The following is a 14,574-nucleotide window of genomic DNA, read 5'->3' as shown; positions in this document are numbered from 1 at the left end:
TTTAAGATAAGGGCGGGGCTTTTTTATATTTAAAAGGAGGAATGTAAGATGAGTATTTTTATTGGAGGCGCTTGGCCGTATGCAAATGGCTCGTTACATCTTGGTCATATTGCGAGTTTGTTACCTGGAGATATTTTAGCACGTTATTACCGGGCAAAAGGTGAGAATGTGTTGTATGTTTCGGGCAGTGATTGTAATGGAACACCGATTGCAATTAGAGCAAAACAAGAAGGTGTGACAGCAAAAGAAATTGCTAATAAGTACCATGAAGAATTCCAGCGATGTTTTCGTGATCTCGGTTTTACGTATGATTGCTATACACGTACCGATAGCGAGCATCATCATGAAACTGTTCAAAAAGTTTTTTTACGTTTATTGGAAGAAGGCTATATTTATAAAAAAACAGTGGAACAAGCGTACTGTAAAACGTGTACGCAGTTTTTACCGGATCGTTATGTAGAAGGAATATGTCCACATTGCCATGAAGCAGCAAGAGGCGATCAATGCGATGCGTGTTCAGCTATTTTAGATCCACTCGATTTGTTAGAAAAGACATGCAAGTTATGTGGTAGTACACCATCTGTAGAGGAAACAGAGCATTTTTATTTTGCATTGCATACATTTCAGCAGCAAATTAAAAAAGTTGTAGAAATCGCAAAAGAAAAAGGAACATGGCGTGATAATGCAATTCAATTAACGGAAAGATATGTAAAGGAAGGGTTACAAGATAGGGCTGTATCAAGAGATTTACCAATCGGGGTACCAATTCCAGTGAAAGGGTATGAAGATAAGAAAATTTACGTATGGATAGAAGCAGTGGCAGGATATTATTCAGCGAGTAAATATTGGGCTGAAGAAACAGGAAAAGATGATCATGAGTTTTGGAATAGCGATGCGCAAACATATTATGTACACGGCAAGGATAATATTCCATTTCACTCCATCATTTGGCCAGCGGTTTTACTTGGAATAGGAGAGGAAGCAATCCCGCGTCATATCGTTTCGAATGAGTATTTAACAGTTGAAAAAAGAAAGTTATCTACGAGTAAAAACTGGGCAGTATGGGTGCCTGACATATTAGAACGTTACAATCCAGATTCTATTCGTTACTTTTTAACAGTAAATGCACCAGAAAATCGTGATACTGATTTTTCATGGCGTGAATTCATTTACAGTCATAATAGTGAACTGTTAGGTGCATACGGGAACTTCGTGAACCGGACATTAAAGTTTATTGAAAAATATTATGATGGCATTGTGCCGCAGGGAACTATCAATGTAGAACTGAAGGATAAAGTAGAAGGATTATATAAAAATGTAGGAGAGGCGATTGAGCAAACTACATTTAAGGTGGCGCTAGAAACAATATTCGATGCCGTACGTTTTGCAAATAAATACTTTGATGAGAGGCAGCCTTGGAAAGAAAGAGAAGATAATCCAGTTTCATGTGAAGAAACGATTTATAATTGTATTTATCTTATTGCTAATTTTGCAAATCTCCTTGAACCATTTTTACCATTTTCAAGTGAAAGAGTTCGAAGCACATTGTCGATTGTGAACCGAAATTGGGAACCGCAAAATACGTTGCCGAATAGAATTGATAGCGTGCAGCCATTATTTGAGCGAATCGATGTAAAACAAATTGAGCATGAGATAGAGAAGCTGTATGGAGCGGCAAAATGAGATAGAGAAAAAGACCTTTCAAGTAAATGAAAGGTCTTTTGTTATGCAGTATGATTCTCTTTCTTATCTTTCAAAAAGAAAAGTACAGCAAGGATTACAAGAATAATAGCTGCAATATCATACGTTATTTTAAATGTAGTATTAAAGTTTAAGTACTCTACGAAAGGAGTTTTCACTGCTCCTGCATATATACAAACGGGAATGAGAAGTAAATCGTAAAATTTCTTTTCTTTCATATATCTTATTAGGAAGAAGATACACATAATAGCAAAAAATACGATGCTTAAAATAGTCATTTATACCTCCCGATAAATTTACTTATTTTAATTGCAGTTATATTTTTATCCCGCATTAACGGGCAGTAAGACTCCACCTCAAAATTCAGCGAAAGCGAAGAAGTTAGGTGGGGATCAACTGCCCGTAAAAGCCCGATTGGTGAGGGCTGATAATCAGTGGGGGATGAACAAAACCCCCACTAATTAAAGTTTTACTTTATATAAATTCTGTATTTTTTTCAAGCGCTATGCACGCGATTATGTTTCCTTTCTTTCCTAGCCGTAAGCAGCTGGGGAGTGAAAATTCCAAGCAATATAAAAATAATTCCAATCCACTGCATGAAGGTTACGACTTCATGTACAAGTGTAATAGAAGCGATAATAGCAGTTGGTAATTCAGCTGCACCTAATATCGTGCTAAGTCCTGTTCCAACTTTTGGTACACCGATTGAAAAACAAATGACAGGTACAACAACGCCGAATAATCCGAGGAAGAAAGCATATTTCCATAGACCAGCTTGCAGGGCACCATCTGTTAAAAAGGTCGGCGGGAAGAATAGGCATACGATAAGAGTTGCACTTGTTGTCATAAGAAAGCTTTTCGTATAAGGGGGAACATCTGTAGCAACGCGTCCGCTTGCAAAAACATAGAATGAAAAAGAGACAGCAGCTAATAGTCCAAAGATAATCCCTTTCGTAGAAAAACTTTGTCCGAGGCCTTCAAATATACCACCTGCAAACAATGTACCAGCAAATAAAATAAGGATAGATATGATCTTATCGCGGCTTGGAAATATTCGATTTGCAATTGCTTCGATAATGACACCAATCCAAGTGAACTGAAAGAGTAGGACGACAGCGATAGATGCGGGTAGCTCTTCTACAGAAATAGCGTAGAAAATTCCAGTCATACTCATTGTTGTTCCGACGGTTAGTAATGAAAAGAATTGTTTTTTTGTTACTTTATGACGTGAAAAGAAAAGAACGAGTAGAAATAGTCCAATCCATCCGAAGACATATTGTCCCCCTAATAGTTGATGTGCTGAAAATCCACTTAGGAATCCGAGTTTGAAAATAGTTGAAAGTATGCCGTAGCTGCAAGCACCGAATAAAACGAGCAATGAATATTTAAACTTATCCATAAAAAATCCTCCTTTTAAGTAATAAAAAACGCCCGCTATCCAAATAAGGATAACGGGCGAACGAAACAGAGTAAGACACTCTACAAAATTCCGCCACTCACACATAAAGTATGAGTTTGGGGTATGTAATTATAGTGAATGCTACATTGCTTTTGGGAATACAATGGAGCATTTTACACCTTGAGCTGTGTTTTGTATTCCGTAAGGAAATTGATGTTTATCTAATATTTGTTTCACGATATATAATCCAAGACCGCTACCTTGTACTAAACCGTGTTTATCAGGGTTTGCACGATAGAAAGGCTCAAATAAATGAGCAAGTTTATCTTCATCAATTTGTGAACCTGTATTTAATACTTCTAATGCGTAACCGTTTGGTTTTTCATAAAGCTTTATATATACGTGCTGGTGGTCAATTGTATAATGAATTGCATTTGAAATAATGTTAAAAATAGCAGTTTGAATAAATTTAGGATCAGCTAAAATTTGTACGTCGTGTTTAATATTAGATTGTACATTTAATTGTTTTACAGATACAAAGTAATCTACTTTCTTCATAACATCCTCAATAATATTAGATAAAGAAATGACTTCTAAATTCGGTTTAAATTGAGGGTTTTGTATTTTGGATAATTCCGACATTTTTTCCGTTAATATGTTAATATCTTGCATCATTTCATAGGAACGTTTTAAATATTTATCTCTATCTTTATAAGCTCCAATTCCGTGAATCATGCCATCTAGTTGTCCCATAACGGCTGCGATTGGTGTTTTTAATTCATGGGATACCATAGACATAAATTCTTTACGAGATTGCTCTAATTGTTGTTCCTTTTTGAGCTCATTTCTTAAATCTTGATTGCTTGCATGTAAATTCTTCACAATATTTGGTACTTGTGAAGCGGCTACTTGCAAATTAAAATCTGTTTGATCTGTATTTTTGTTAAGTAGTTTTTTATCTGAGAAATCAAGATTCATAATATCTTTTAAAGCATCGCTCATATATTGAAAAGGTTTGGCAATTAGTTTTGTATAAATTAAAGATCCGAGTAGTGATAATGCAAGCATTGTCGCGCCAATATGTGGAGCTAATTGCTGCAACGCATCTGCTAACTTTGGATTATCATTTATTTTACTTGCTGCATTTTGTGTATGTAAGGCATCATTATTAGCGGCTTTCTTTTCTGCTTCTGTAAGCGGATTAGAAGTGCTATTTTTCCCCGAAAGGTTTTGTGTATGTTCTTTTGCTTTTGCAGTTTGGCTAGGCTCCAAAAGGTGATTGATAGCTGTAGAAAGAGATTTATAATCTATAATAGAAGATTGGAAATTGGAAATACTTCCCTCTGACACAGCTTTATTTTGATTCGTTTTACTTTGATTGTTTTGCTTATCTAAATCCGCCTGTTCTGTAGTCGGCGTTCCATTTTCTTTCGCAAAATGTTCTTTATCGTAGTTTGAAGCTAGAAAGTAAATAATTTGATAAAGACAAAGTGATAAAAGAATACAAAATAATAAGGTTTTGATGAAAATATTTTTGGTGATGTTGTCTTTGCTACGATTCGATTTTGTAGCCAATGCCTTTCACCGTTTTAATATAAGTAATTCCTAATTTTTTTCTTAAGTTTTTAATATGTGTATCTATAACTCTTACATCACCATAATGTTCATAGCCCCATACCTTATTCAACAAATCACTTCTTGATAATACTTTTCCTCGATTTTGCAGTAAAGTATAAATAATTTCAAATTCTTTTGTTGTCAATTCAATTTGATTACCATGAACATAAGCTGCATATGCTGTAGAGTTTAACATCAATTCATGGAATTGTAGTATAGTTGCAGCTTCTGCTTCCTTCGTTGCTGCCCTTCTTAATACAGCCTCTACACGCTTAATAAATACAGTGTAATGGAACGGTTTCGTAATATAGTCATCAATACCTAACTCAAATCCTTTAATTTCACTTTCTTCATTATGTAAGCCTGTTAACATAATGATTGGTACATCAGATTGTCCTCGCATAATTTTACAAATACTATAGCCATCTATATCTGGTAACATTACATCGAGGAGGACAAGATCGTATGAATTTTTTTGGAAAAGAAGAATACCTTCTGTTCCAGCACCAACTACATCAACAGTAAAGTTTTGTGCCATTAGAAATTCACGAATTAGTTCTTGTATATCTGGGTTGTCTTCAATCACCAGTATATGCGTCATAGTAACACCTCCTAAATAACGCTTTTTACTGCAATATTCGAATTCATCATTTTTCGAGTGACTCAGATTGTTTATACATATAATAAGCCCCCGCTATAAAATAATCATGAAGGTAGCAAGGGGAATAGTTTAGTGTTACTGAATAGTTCAGAATTACAGTAGTTCTATTATAGTATGTATTATAAAATTTATAAAACATTATAACTGTATAATTTTAATATCTACGTTTATCAATGTTTAAATATCAGCTAATCAAATCTATTCCTATTATATATGTAAATACAGTTGTTTTGCTACTGTAAATGAATAAATAAAATAAGCCAAGACATAAAATTCTTGGCTACACATAAATCTTGTTTTTAGGCTATTTTACAGTGACAGTAGCTTGCTGCTGAACGCGCTCAAATAACCAGTGTATATCATTGTTATACATACGAATACAACCAAGTGTTGTTGCTTTGCCGATTGCTTGATTATTGTTAGTTCCGTGAATTGCATAAGTTGTTCCGTAAGTTCCTGCCATATTTAATCCGAGCCAACGGTCACCAAGTGGATTACGTGGATCGCCGCCTTTAATTTTGCCTGTATAATAAGGGCGGTTTTTAATTTTATTTACGATTTGAAAAGTTCCTTTAGGTGTAGGTGTTGCTGCTTTTCCAGTAGCGACAGTAAAACTTTTTATAAATTTTCCATCCTGATAATAATCCATTTTATTTAACTGAGTGTTTACGATTAATTGATCTTTCGTTGTAGCGGCCTCTGCGCTAGCGAATGGAAGAGTTAAAAATCCTAATGATAATAGTGCGCTTAATAATAATTTTTTCATTGTTATTCTCCTTTTACTATCGTAATAGTCTTACATACAATGAAGTTGTAATCCTCGTAAAGCTTTATTTACATTTTCATCTAATGTTTCAAAGAATGCAGTGATTTTGCTGTTGTGTTTGTTGTTTTTATCAATAAGTAATCTTTCATTTAATAAAAGCTCACCACGTAGTCCAAAACTTTGAACTTGAATATTTAGCTCATCTTCATTTTCAGAAATGATTGGTAAGAAATAATGAAAAGCTTTTGTTGGAATGATGTAGCTTTTGCCAATCATGCTTTCTTGATTTGAATTAATCCATTTTTTCGTGACAATTTTAATATTCTTTTTTGAAACGATAAAAGATAGTGTTGTAGATTTTGTTAAACTTACGTCAAATTCACTTGTTTCACACATGTGTAAATTAAAAACGGTTTCATTTTGATGAGATTCAACATTTGTATTAATAAAATCGTGCATTTTATATGCTTCCATTTCGTATTCACCCTTTTTTCAATTTCGAAAACGACTTATATTTATTCAAATTAATGCTTAGTCATATATTGGTTAAATTTTTCAACAAATTCCGATATAATCTTACAATACGTATATGAAGCTAATATGAAGTTAGGATGAGTTTGTGGTGGTTTTTTATTGAGAACAAAATTAGAGGGGTTTTTAAGTGTTAAAAAATGGATAAAATTTGCATGATATTAATGCGTCTTTTTGTTATTTCGACTTAAAAAATGATTTTTACTAATTAATAAAGAACGGAAATCATTAGTGTGACCCTTACAAAAATGTAATAAAAATGTAAGCTATTGTGATAGTTATTTCGACAATTTTTTTATACAATAATAGTAAGAAGTTGTACGTGATTGAAAGGAGAGATGACATGGAATGGATTCATGAATTATTTCAGCAATACGGGTACTATGTTGTACTTGTCGGCTTGCTGTTAGAATATATTGCACTTCCGTTTCCGGGAGAGCCCACATTAGCATATGCGGGATTTTTAGCGCAGAAGGGTGATTTAAGTTTACCGATTTTAATCATTCTATCCTTTATTGGGACAAGTGTAGGAATGACGATTCAATACTTTTTAGGAAATAAATTAGGTATGCCTTTCATTCAAAAGTATGGAAAATACGTATTTTTAACACAAAGAAAAATTGATTTAACGAGAATGTGGTTTGATAAGTATGGGTACTTCCTGATTTTTATTGGTTTCTTTATTCCTGGTGTACGTCATTTCACAGGATACTTTGCAGGAATTATTAATTTACCATTCCGTCGTTTTGCCATTACAATTTATTCAGGCGCTCTATTTTGGGTATCATTCTTCTTAATCGGTGGTTACTGGTTAGGTGGAAACTTACATGACATCTTTGGAGTGCTAGAAGATCATATCGGTAAAATCATTGTTGGAGTTATCGTTATCGTAGCAATTACGTTAGGTGTTCGTTTCCGCAAACAGTTAAAACGAGTATTACTACAAAACGCAAGCTAATATGAAATCCATTCTATGTCAGAATTTAGGAAGGCAGTGCAAAAGCACTGCCTTTTTTATTTTATTGTTAAGACTATGTTTAATGCACATTTTACATTCTTTATAGGAATTTGATACAGGATAAGAAATAAGTATCTTGTCAATTATTATAGTCGTAATGACAATTATAATTGACAAAAATAAGGATATTATTTACAATTTTAATTAAATAAATGAAAAAGAGGGAAGACATGAAGCTTCAAAATCGAGTGAGGGAATTGCGAGCAAAGCATCGTTTATCACAAGGGGATTTAGGGAAAGCGATTGGATCATCACGGCAAACGATTAGTTTAATTGAGCGCGGGGATTATGCACCATCTATTGTATTGTCGTTAAAAATCGCACAAATTTTCAATGTATCGGTGGAGGAAATATTCACGTTAGTGGAGGGGGAAGAGGATGATGAAGAGTAAACGAAAAAAACAATTTGATTCTGTGGGGAAAATAGCATTAAGTATGATGGGTGGCTTTTTAACGTCTTATATAGCTTTAAATTTACTCTCGGATGAACCGAGAAAATTATCATCCAATACATTTATAGGCATATGTACTATTTTTGGAATCTTAATGATGTACTACACTTGGAAGAATACGCGTATGTTAGCGGAGGCACGCGATGAAGAAGAGAGCGTACAAGGCAGAAAATTAGGCATTATAAGTATATATTTACGTGTAGGTGATATAGTGACGCAGGCATGGTTTGTATATGCAGTTATTACATGTAGACGTGCACTGTTGCAGGATACTAATGTTTCATTTGCGGTGTGGAATTTAGTAGCTTCTATTGTTTGTTTAACTACTGTAGTGATTATCGGGCTCATAACAAAAAATCGTTATAATAAGCTATACCCTGAACAAGGTGTAACGTATATGGAATCTATGAAAATGTGGACGAAAAACGCAGATGAAGGATTAAAGCACATTGTGCATGAGGCTGGATATAAAGCGTATGAATTTACGAATACAATATTGGCATATGTATGGTGGGCTGCCGTTATATATACAGCTGCTAGTGATATCGATTTTGTATTAATTGGCTTAATCTCATTTATTTGGATATTGCATCTCGGGAAGTTCATGTACGAAATGCAGAGAAAAATGATTTATTAAGGGGAGAAAAAGGTGGATATTTTAAGAAGGCCAGCTGGCTCAATGACAGTGGCGCTAATTCTGTCCATTTTATACGGAGTAATCCGAACTGGGAAATTAGAAGTAATTTTGAACCTATGGGCAATAGTTGGAATTTCATTGTTAGTGTTAGCCATTCATGAGCTAGGACATGTAGTATTTGGTGTAATAGGTGGTTTAACATTTAAATTTATGACAGTAGGACCCATTACTATTCAAAAAGAAAAGGGAAAATTACGCATTCGAGAAAATAAATTATGGGCGTACTTTGGAGGTGTTGCAACATTAGTACCACCTTCTATAGAGACACCGAATCTTTCGAAAAAGTGGGCGTGGCTCACTTTAGGTGGACCGATTACGAGTTTACTATTTGGTATTACTTCCGGTTACATATACATGGTGAGTTATTATCAATATCTTTTATATTTTTCCTTTTTCCATTTTGCAATCTTTGCGGTTACAATTGTGCCGATAAAAGGAATGCTTATGAGTGATGGGATGCAATTTCTTATTTTAATTAAAGATGATGAAAGAGCTAGAAATCACTTATATGAGATTCAAATATCGAGTGAGTTATTTAGTTATAAAAGACCGAAAGATTGGGATGAAAGATTAGTAGAATTGAGTGAGGAGAAAATAAAAGAGAATAAAGGGATAAGGGAGATAATGAGTAGACTTATGCTCGTCTTTTTTGCTCGTGCAGATCAAGAGGGAATGGAAAGAGCGATACCGTATATAGAACGAATTGTTCAATTACCTGTAACGAAAGAAAATAAGTTTTTCGTTAGTAGTTTTCATAGTTGGTACCTTTTATATAAAGCCCTTTATCAGATGGATAGTCTTTCTTTGCAAGAAGCAAAGGAACATGCAAAGGCTATTACAAAAATGGACCTAAGTGGATATTACCGTACACAAGGGATTATTAAATATGTAGAGGGCAATATGGAAGCGTCCCGTACTTATATGAAGAAAGCCGATCAAGAATTAAAGAGCGCCGAGAAGAGTGAGATGGGATATTTACAATTAGAAAGAGAATGGTTTAAGCAGCTGAAAGAGAGGGTATCTTACGATGGGTGAGGTATCCTCTTTTTTATATGTCATCTTATGCCGTTCCATAAACAGCCTAGGGCGAGTAAAATGAGATAAGAAGAGCAAAGCTTGGAGGAAGTAAATATGGAAATTTTATCAATTATTTTGATAGTCTTGCTCATTTATGTTGTTTTTAAAGTAGCATATGTAGCATTAAAGATACTCGCGATCCTATTGATTATCTTTTTAATCGTAGAGTTCGGCAGTAAGTTGCTTGGGGGATAGGGTATGTTGTACGTTTTGGATGTCTAAGGTTGTCGTTAAATCGATATCTTGTGCCGAATCGTTGATATAATGAAAAAATCGTTGATATAAGTGGAGAAACGATCGATATATTTGAAAAATCGTTGATATATTTAAGTGAATACGAAGTGGGGTATGTGGAAAAGAAGTTGCCGTTGGGTAGCTTCTTTTTATTGTAGTGCCGGTGTATGCAAACCAACATAAAAAAGCTGGAAGAATTCCTTCCAGCTTAAGAGTTACTTTCAATTTGGCGACCGCTATCTTCTTCATTGTCTTGTAATAGGTTGAATACGTCTGCTAAGCAGAATGCAATGAACCAAGTCCATAGACCGTGGAAGAAAGCTGAGCTTAATTGAAGTGGTAATGTATAGTTTGTCATTGAGTAGGAAATACATCCACCAACGATTCCAATCATTGTTAATAACATTGTTTTCTGAGCATTTTCTTCTGGATTGAAGAGGAAGTAAATGTATCCGCCTAAAATTGAAGCGCTTACAAGTGTTTCGATTCCATTAAAAATGATATTCTCTCCAAGCTGTGTGTTTGTCCAGAAACAAATCGTACCGCCGATAATAGCAAACAGGACAGCTATTGTATATCGTATATATTGATTCATATGTTCATCTCCCTATGTAATAAGATGATTTGGAAGTCAAAAAGGTAGGTATAGTATATTGAAGTGAGTTTTAATTGTACGTATCTTTTTATAAAAAGATCATTGAAGAGTAACTAAGATGATCGGTTGTTTAAACCGTTACGTGTATGGTGCCTGAAATATACCCGACTGCTCGTTTCTTTTTGCTTGTAAAATAAGAGAAACTTCCAAGTCTATATACTCTTTTTTTGTGAGTCTGCTTTCATTATAACACATTTAGGGACATAATAATAGAATTATCTGATTTTGTAATAAGTGTAAAAAATAAAAAGCGTAAGGAAATACCATTAACAATGCAGTTTAGTGGAAGAAGGATTTTAATTTATTATGATGAAATATGTAATCAAGGTGAGATCTAAGAAGGAGGCTTAAATACAATAAAAAATGTTTTGTAGCATGAATGTAAGGGAGGGGAGCTAACTTGGAGATCACAACAGAAAGATTAATAATTAGACCTTTTAAGAGTACTGATTTACAGGATGTATTTGCTATTTATAATAATGATGATACATGTAAGTTCCTATTACATAATAAGTGGACTCATGAAGACATGCAGAAAAGATTTAATAAGAAGCTAGCAAACAATGCACTTACTGAAGAATCAATATTAAGTTTGGCAGTTATATACAAGACTAAAGTAGTTGGTGATTTATCCGTATGGTACACAAATATGAAGGATACTGTTGAGATTGGTTATAGTTTTTCAAATGAAGTAGTTGGAAGAGGTTTGGCAACAGAAGCAGTAAGTAGTTTGGTATTTAAATTATTTAATGAATGTAATGTACATCGTATACAAGCTAATCTTGATGCACGTAATACAGCTTCAAAAAAATTGTGTGAACGAATAGGTATGAGAAAGGAAGCCCATTTCATACAAGATTTTTGGAATAAAAATGAATGGACAGATAGTTTTGTATATGGAATGCTATCCTCCGATTTGTAGTAATAAACTTCGTGATTTTATTATGCTAAAGGGTGCGTTAGTTGAATAACAAAGGGCATAACATAGTATATATGACTAATATGTTATGCCCTTTAATGTATTAACCTTTTTTATATACGTTTGAAACGGCCGACAATTTCAACTGTTTCAGTAATGTTCATAAATGCTTTGTTATCCACTTGACGGATAATACGTTTCATTTCGCCTAACTCATAGCGAGTCACGACAGTGTAAATCATTTTTTTCTTATGGTTTGTATAGCCGCCGACAGCGTCTACCATTGTCACCCCGCGTATGCCGTGATGTAGTAGTGCGCTTTTTATTTCCTCGCCTTTTTCTGTAATAGTCATTATCGTTAATTTAATATGTTTCGTATGCACAGCATCGATAACTTTGCTGACTACAAATCGACTAATTAACGTATAAAGTGTAATATCCCATCCGAAAATAAAACCTGCTGCGACAAGTAAGATTAAGTTGAATACAAATATGATTGCTCCGATTGAAACATCTCGATATTTTGCTACAATCAATCCAACAACATCAAAACCACCTGTTGAAGAAGCAAATCGGAATATAATTCCTGAAGCTGCTCCGCAGATAACACCACCGAATACAGAAGAAAGTAAAATATCGTCTGAAACTTGGTGTACCGGGATAATATTCATCGCTAAAGATGACACAGCTACAAAGTACGCTGTTAAAAAGGTTGTCTTCTTGCCTAAGTAAAAGTGACTTAAAATAAGAAGAGGAATGTTTAGTAAAAAGATAAGTGCACCGATATTGTAGTGCATTAAATAACCGATAATCATCCCTACACCAGCGAATCCACCGCTAATCATATTATGCGGGATAAAAAACATATTCATAGAAATTGCATACAAAATAGAAGCTATAAAAATAACAACCAACTGTATCATAAATTCTAAATGAAATGTTTTAGCTGCTGGGAAGGATAAAAAGGCGGTGTCGGGAACGTAATCGGCGTCTCCTAGTTGACCCATAGTATGTTTCATCTCCATATTCATTTTTGATTACAAGAAGAGAATAAAGGTTTTTTCAAAAACTGGCAATAGTTTTATTATAATGCAAAAATTTTATAAATTTCTAATAAATCAAGCCTATTCATTGATGTGCGTGAATATACTAAAGAAAGCGAATACAACGTTTCTTAATTATTGTTTTCTTGAGAAAATATGCAAAATACTTTTTTTGAAAATAAAAGGAAATAGAGAATGTTTGCCTAATGTGCTAAAATGACCTTATTAAGGATGTGAAGCGATGGAATTTTTATTGCAGGATGCAATTTTATATATATCGTTTGTAACGACGGCACTTTGTTTATTAGAAGTTTTCTTCCTTGCTAATGTTTCTCGCTTTGTGCGTCAACAAGCATCAAGCGGTAGACAAAGAGCTTTTGCGTTAGTTGATACATGTGAAGATAGTGCGGGAAATGTACCGCTATTTTCTATTTTTTATAAATATGGAATGATTCGTTCTGTACGTAGACAAGAATCAAGTGAAGAGAATGATGAGGTCGGTCCGTATACACCAATGTTTCGCTAAATAATTACGAAACATTGGAGGAATGAACATGTTAAAATCATACCGAGCTGTGCTCGTTAGTTTATCATTATTACTTGTTTTTGTTTTATCTGGCTGCAGTAATGCAGCCCCAATTGATGCACATAGTACTGGGATTTGGGATCATTATTTCGTATATCCAATCTCGTTTATGATTCAATTTGTTGCTCATCATATACCTGGAGCTAGCTTTGGGATTGCAATCATTATTATGACGCTCGTTATTCGTTCAGCGATGATTCCATTAGCTGTTTCACAATATCGTAGCCAAGCGAAAATGAAGAAAATGCAACCTGAATTGCAGAAGCTAAAGAAAAAGTACGGTGATGTAGGCAAAGATCTTGAAAAACAAAAGCAGTATCAAAAAGAAATGTCAGAGCTAATGAAATCAGGCGGTTGGAATCCACTTGCTGGTTGCTGGCCAATTTTTATACAAATGCCGATTTTCTCTGCTTTGTATTATGCGATTAGCAGAACGGAAGAGATTCGCACATCTTCTTTTTTATGGGTGAACTTAGGACATGCAGATCCATATCATATATTACCGATTATTGCAGCGTTAACGACATTTATTCAGATGAAAGTTTTCCAATCTAATATTACACCTGGAGAACAAGTACAGATGCTAAAGATACAGCAAATTATGATGCCGGCAATGATTCTATTTATGGGGTTTGCGGCGCCATCAGGACTTGTATTGTACTGGATAACAGGTAACTTATTTACAATGACACAAACAATCGTATTAAGAAAAATAATGGAACGTGAAGAGTTACAATTACAAAAAGCATAGAGAAACACCGCTCATTATGAGCGGTGTTTTTTATTCGAAACGTTAAGGGAATTTTAAGAAACCAACATTACTATTGGCATTGTATACGAAAGTGTACATGCTTTAGAAATATGAAGGAGGAAATTTCCTATGAAGAAGAAAACAGTTGGGTATTTAGCGATTGCAGGTGCTTTATCATTCGGAATCATTGGAGGAGTCGGTATTCCGGCATTCGCGGCAACGAATACTCCAGCAGCTGAACAGTCTACAAAAACGGCGAAAAAGGATTTGGATGACGCTACAAAACAAAAAGTAAAAACAATTATGGACGATACAAAGAAACAGTTAGAGAAACTAGGTGTAAAGCTTCCGGAGAAAGAGAAGCGTAAAGACATGTTTGCAGGATTAGATGATCAGGCGAAAGCAAAAGCGAAGTCGATTTTAGAGCAAAAGAAATCTGGAAAATTAACGCATGAGCAAGCAAAAGA

17 protein-coding genes and 1 pseudogene are annotated in these 14,574 nt (G+C 34.3%); 10 read left to right on the top strand and 8 right to left on the bottom strand.

Annotation, left to right across the window (positions count from 1 at the left end; all coding sequences use genetic code 11):
• The first annotated feature begins 48 nt into the window (after positions 1-48).
• Entirely contained in the window at positions 49-1,683 is a 1,635-nt protein-coding gene (metG, locus tag MR167_RS19985) for a methionine--tRNA ligase (protein WP_000021588.1), read from the top strand.
• A gap of 41 nt (positions 1,684-1,724) precedes the next feature.
• Here metG and MR167_RS19980 read toward each other — a convergent pair whose 3' ends face one another.
• The 6 genes from MR167_RS19980 to MR167_RS19955 all read right to left on the bottom strand — a co-directional run bounded on the left by MR167_RS19980 (position 1,725) and on the right by MR167_RS19955 (position 6,618).
• Positions 1,725-1,979 carry a hypothetical protein gene (locus tag MR167_RS19980; protein WP_000154129.1) on the bottom strand — a complete coding sequence of 85 codons (255 nt, stop codon included), beginning with the start codon at positions 1,977-1,979 and terminating at the stop codon, positions 1,725-1,727.
• A 218-nt stretch (positions 1,980-2,197) separates the two neighbouring features.
• Complete coding sequence (locus MR167_RS19975; protein WP_000357149.1) at positions 2,198-3,100, bottom strand: EamA family transporter; 903 nt, start codon at positions 3,098-3,100, stop codon at positions 2,198-2,200.
• 141 nt (positions 3,101-3,241) lie between these two features.
• Positions 3,242-4,675, bottom strand: a complete 1,434-nt coding sequence (locus MR167_RS19970) for a sensor histidine kinase (protein ID WP_242315302.1) — start codon at positions 4,673-4,675, stop codon at positions 3,242-3,244.
• A complete protein-coding gene (locus MR167_RS19965) occupies positions 4,653-5,318 on the bottom strand; it encodes a response regulator transcription factor (RefSeq protein WP_000148834.1) in 666 nt (221 codons plus the stop codon). The genes MR167_RS19970 and MR167_RS19965 overlap by 23 nt, the downstream gene beginning before the upstream one ends.
• Positions 5,319-5,682: 364 nt before the next feature.
• A complete protein-coding gene (locus MR167_RS19960) occupies positions 5,683-6,144 on the bottom strand; it encodes a L,D-transpeptidase (protein WP_000735061.1) in 462 nt (153 codons plus the stop codon).
• Positions 6,145-6,174: 30 nt separating this feature from the next.
• Entirely contained in the window at positions 6,175-6,618 is a 444-nt protein-coding gene (locus tag MR167_RS19955) for a DUF3978 domain-containing protein (protein ID WP_000388763.1), read from the bottom strand.
• Positions 6,619-7,018: 400 nt separating this feature from the next.
• Between MR167_RS19955 and MR167_RS19950 the strand changes: the two genes are divergently transcribed.
• From MR167_RS19950 to MR167_RS19930, 5 genes are all read left to right on the top strand, one after another.
• Complete coding sequence (locus MR167_RS19950) at positions 7,019-7,633, top strand: DedA family protein (RefSeq protein WP_000454764.1); 615 nt, start codon at positions 7,019-7,021, stop codon at positions 7,631-7,633.
• A gap of 230 nt (positions 7,634-7,863) precedes the next feature.
• Positions 7,864-8,085: a helix-turn-helix transcriptional regulator gene (locus MR167_RS19945; RefSeq protein WP_000776170.1), complete on the top strand. Its 222-nt coding sequence runs from the start codon at positions 7,864-7,866 to the stop codon at positions 8,083-8,085.
• A complete protein-coding gene (locus MR167_RS19940) occupies positions 8,075-8,782 on the top strand; it encodes a DUF3169 family protein (RefSeq protein ID WP_000837717.1) in 708 nt (235 codons plus the stop codon). The genes MR167_RS19945 and MR167_RS19940 overlap by 11 nt, the downstream gene beginning before the upstream one ends.
• A 42-nt stretch (positions 8,783-8,824) precedes the next feature.
• Positions 8,825-9,877: a zinc metalloprotease gene (locus MR167_RS19935; protein ID WP_002083694.1), complete on the top strand. Its 1,053-nt coding sequence runs from the start codon at positions 8,825-8,827 to the stop codon at positions 9,875-9,877.
• A gap of 96 nt (positions 9,878-9,973) precedes the next feature.
• A complete protein-coding gene (locus MR167_RS19930) occupies positions 9,974-10,114 on the top strand; it encodes a DUF3985 family protein (protein ID WP_000404758.1) in 141 nt (46 codons plus the stop codon).
• A 247-nt stretch (positions 10,115-10,361) separates the two neighbouring features.
• Here MR167_RS19930 and MR167_RS19925 read toward each other — a convergent pair whose 3' ends face one another.
• The gene (locus MR167_RS19925; protein WP_001077773.1) at positions 10,362-10,748 is read right to left on the bottom strand and encodes a DUF3938 domain-containing protein; all 387 of its coding nucleotides are present in this window, start codon (positions 10,746-10,748) and stop codon (positions 10,362-10,364) included.
• A gap of 460 nt (positions 10,749-11,208) precedes the next feature.
• On the opposite strand from MR167_RS19925, the gene MR167_RS19920 reads away from it, so the two are divergent.
• The gene (locus tag MR167_RS19920; RefSeq protein WP_000406909.1) at positions 11,209-11,730 is read left to right on the top strand and encodes a GNAT family N-acetyltransferase; all 522 of its coding nucleotides are present in this window, start codon (positions 11,209-11,211) and stop codon (positions 11,728-11,730) included.
• 110 nt (positions 11,731-11,840) lie between these two features.
• Here MR167_RS19920 and MR167_RS19915 read toward each other — a convergent pair whose 3' ends face one another.
• A complete protein-coding gene (locus MR167_RS19915) occupies positions 11,841-12,734 on the bottom strand; it encodes a YitT family protein (protein ID WP_000530044.1) in 894 nt (297 codons plus the stop codon).
• A gap of 277 nt (positions 12,735-13,011) precedes the next feature.
• Here MR167_RS19915 and MR167_RS19910 point away from each other — a divergent pair, with 277 nt between their 5' ends.
• From MR167_RS19910 to MR167_RS19900, 3 genes and pseudogenes are all read left to right on the top strand, one after another.
• Positions 13,012-13,296 (top strand): hypothetical protein, encoded by a 285-nt coding sequence (locus MR167_RS19910; RefSeq protein ID WP_000394930.1) that lies wholly within the window; start codon positions 13,012-13,014, stop codon positions 13,294-13,296.
• A 28-nt stretch (positions 13,297-13,324) separates the two neighbouring features.
• On the top strand, positions 13,325-14,107 hold the full coding sequence (gene yidC, locus MR167_RS19905; RefSeq protein ID WP_000920528.1) for a membrane protein insertase YidC: 783 nt from the start codon (positions 13,325-13,327) through the stop codon (positions 14,105-14,107).
• 129 nt (positions 14,108-14,236) lie between these two features.
• Positions 14,237-14,574 (top strand): annotated as a pseudogene (locus MR167_RS19900) (hypothetical protein); the annotation flags it as partial.

The sequence above is a fragment of the Bacillus cereus group sp. BfR-BA-01355 genome, assembly GCF_022663675.1.
In the GTDB taxonomy this organism is placed as follows: Bacteria; Bacillota; Bacilli; order Bacillales; family Bacillaceae_G; genus Bacillus_A; species Bacillus_A thuringiensis_S.
The sequence above is the reverse complement of the archived record's forward strand: the minus strand, read 5'-3'. Positions and strand labels throughout refer to the sequence as shown.

Coding starts and splice junctions, on each gene's coding strand:
- metG (WP_000021588.1), top strand. CDS start 49: ATGAGTATTTTTATTGGAGGCGCTTGGCCGTATGCAAATGGCTCGTTA.
- MR167_RS19980 (WP_000154129.1), bottom strand. CDS start 1,979: ATGACTATTTTAAGCATCGTATTTTTTGCTATTATGTGTATCTTCTTC.
- MR167_RS19975 (WP_000357149.1), bottom strand. CDS start 3,100: ATGGATAAGTTTAAATATTCATTGCTCGTTTTATTCGGTGCTTGCAGC.
- MR167_RS19965 (WP_000148834.1), bottom strand. CDS start 5,318: ATGACGCATATACTGGTGATTGAAGACAACCCAGATATACAAGAACTA.
- MR167_RS19960 (WP_000735061.1), bottom strand. CDS start 6,144: ATGAAAAAATTATTATTAAGCGCACTATTATCATTAGGATTTTTAACT.
- MR167_RS19955 (WP_000388763.1), bottom strand. CDS start 6,618: ATGGAAGCATATAAAATGCACGATTTTATTAATACAAATGTTGAATCT.
- MR167_RS19950 (WP_000454764.1), top strand. CDS start 7,019: ATGGAATGGATTCATGAATTATTTCAGCAATACGGGTACTATGTTGTA.
- MR167_RS19945 (WP_000776170.1), top strand. CDS start 7,864: ATGAAGCTTCAAAATCGAGTGAGGGAATTGCGAGCAAAGCATCGTTTA.
- MR167_RS19940 (WP_000837717.1), top strand. CDS start 8,075: ATGAAGAGTAAACGAAAAAAACAATTTGATTCTGTGGGGAAAATAGCA.
- MR167_RS19935 (WP_002083694.1), top strand. CDS start 8,825: ATGACAGTGGCGCTAATTCTGTCCATTTTATACGGAGTAATCCGAACT.
- MR167_RS19930 (WP_000404758.1), top strand. CDS start 9,974: ATGGAAATTTTATCAATTATTTTGATAGTCTTGCTCATTTATGTTGTT.
- MR167_RS19925 (WP_001077773.1), bottom strand. CDS start 10,748: ATGAATCAATATATACGATATACAATAGCTGTCCTGTTTGCTATTATC.
- MR167_RS19915 (WP_000530044.1), bottom strand. CDS start 12,734: ATGGGTCAACTAGGAGACGCCGATTACGTTCCCGACACCGCCTTTTTA.
- MR167_RS19910 (WP_000394930.1), top strand. CDS start 13,012: ATGGAATTTTTATTGCAGGATGCAATTTTATATATATCGTTTGTAACG.
- yidC (WP_000920528.1), top strand. CDS start 13,325: ATGTTAAAATCATACCGAGCTGTGCTCGTTAGTTTATCATTATTACTT.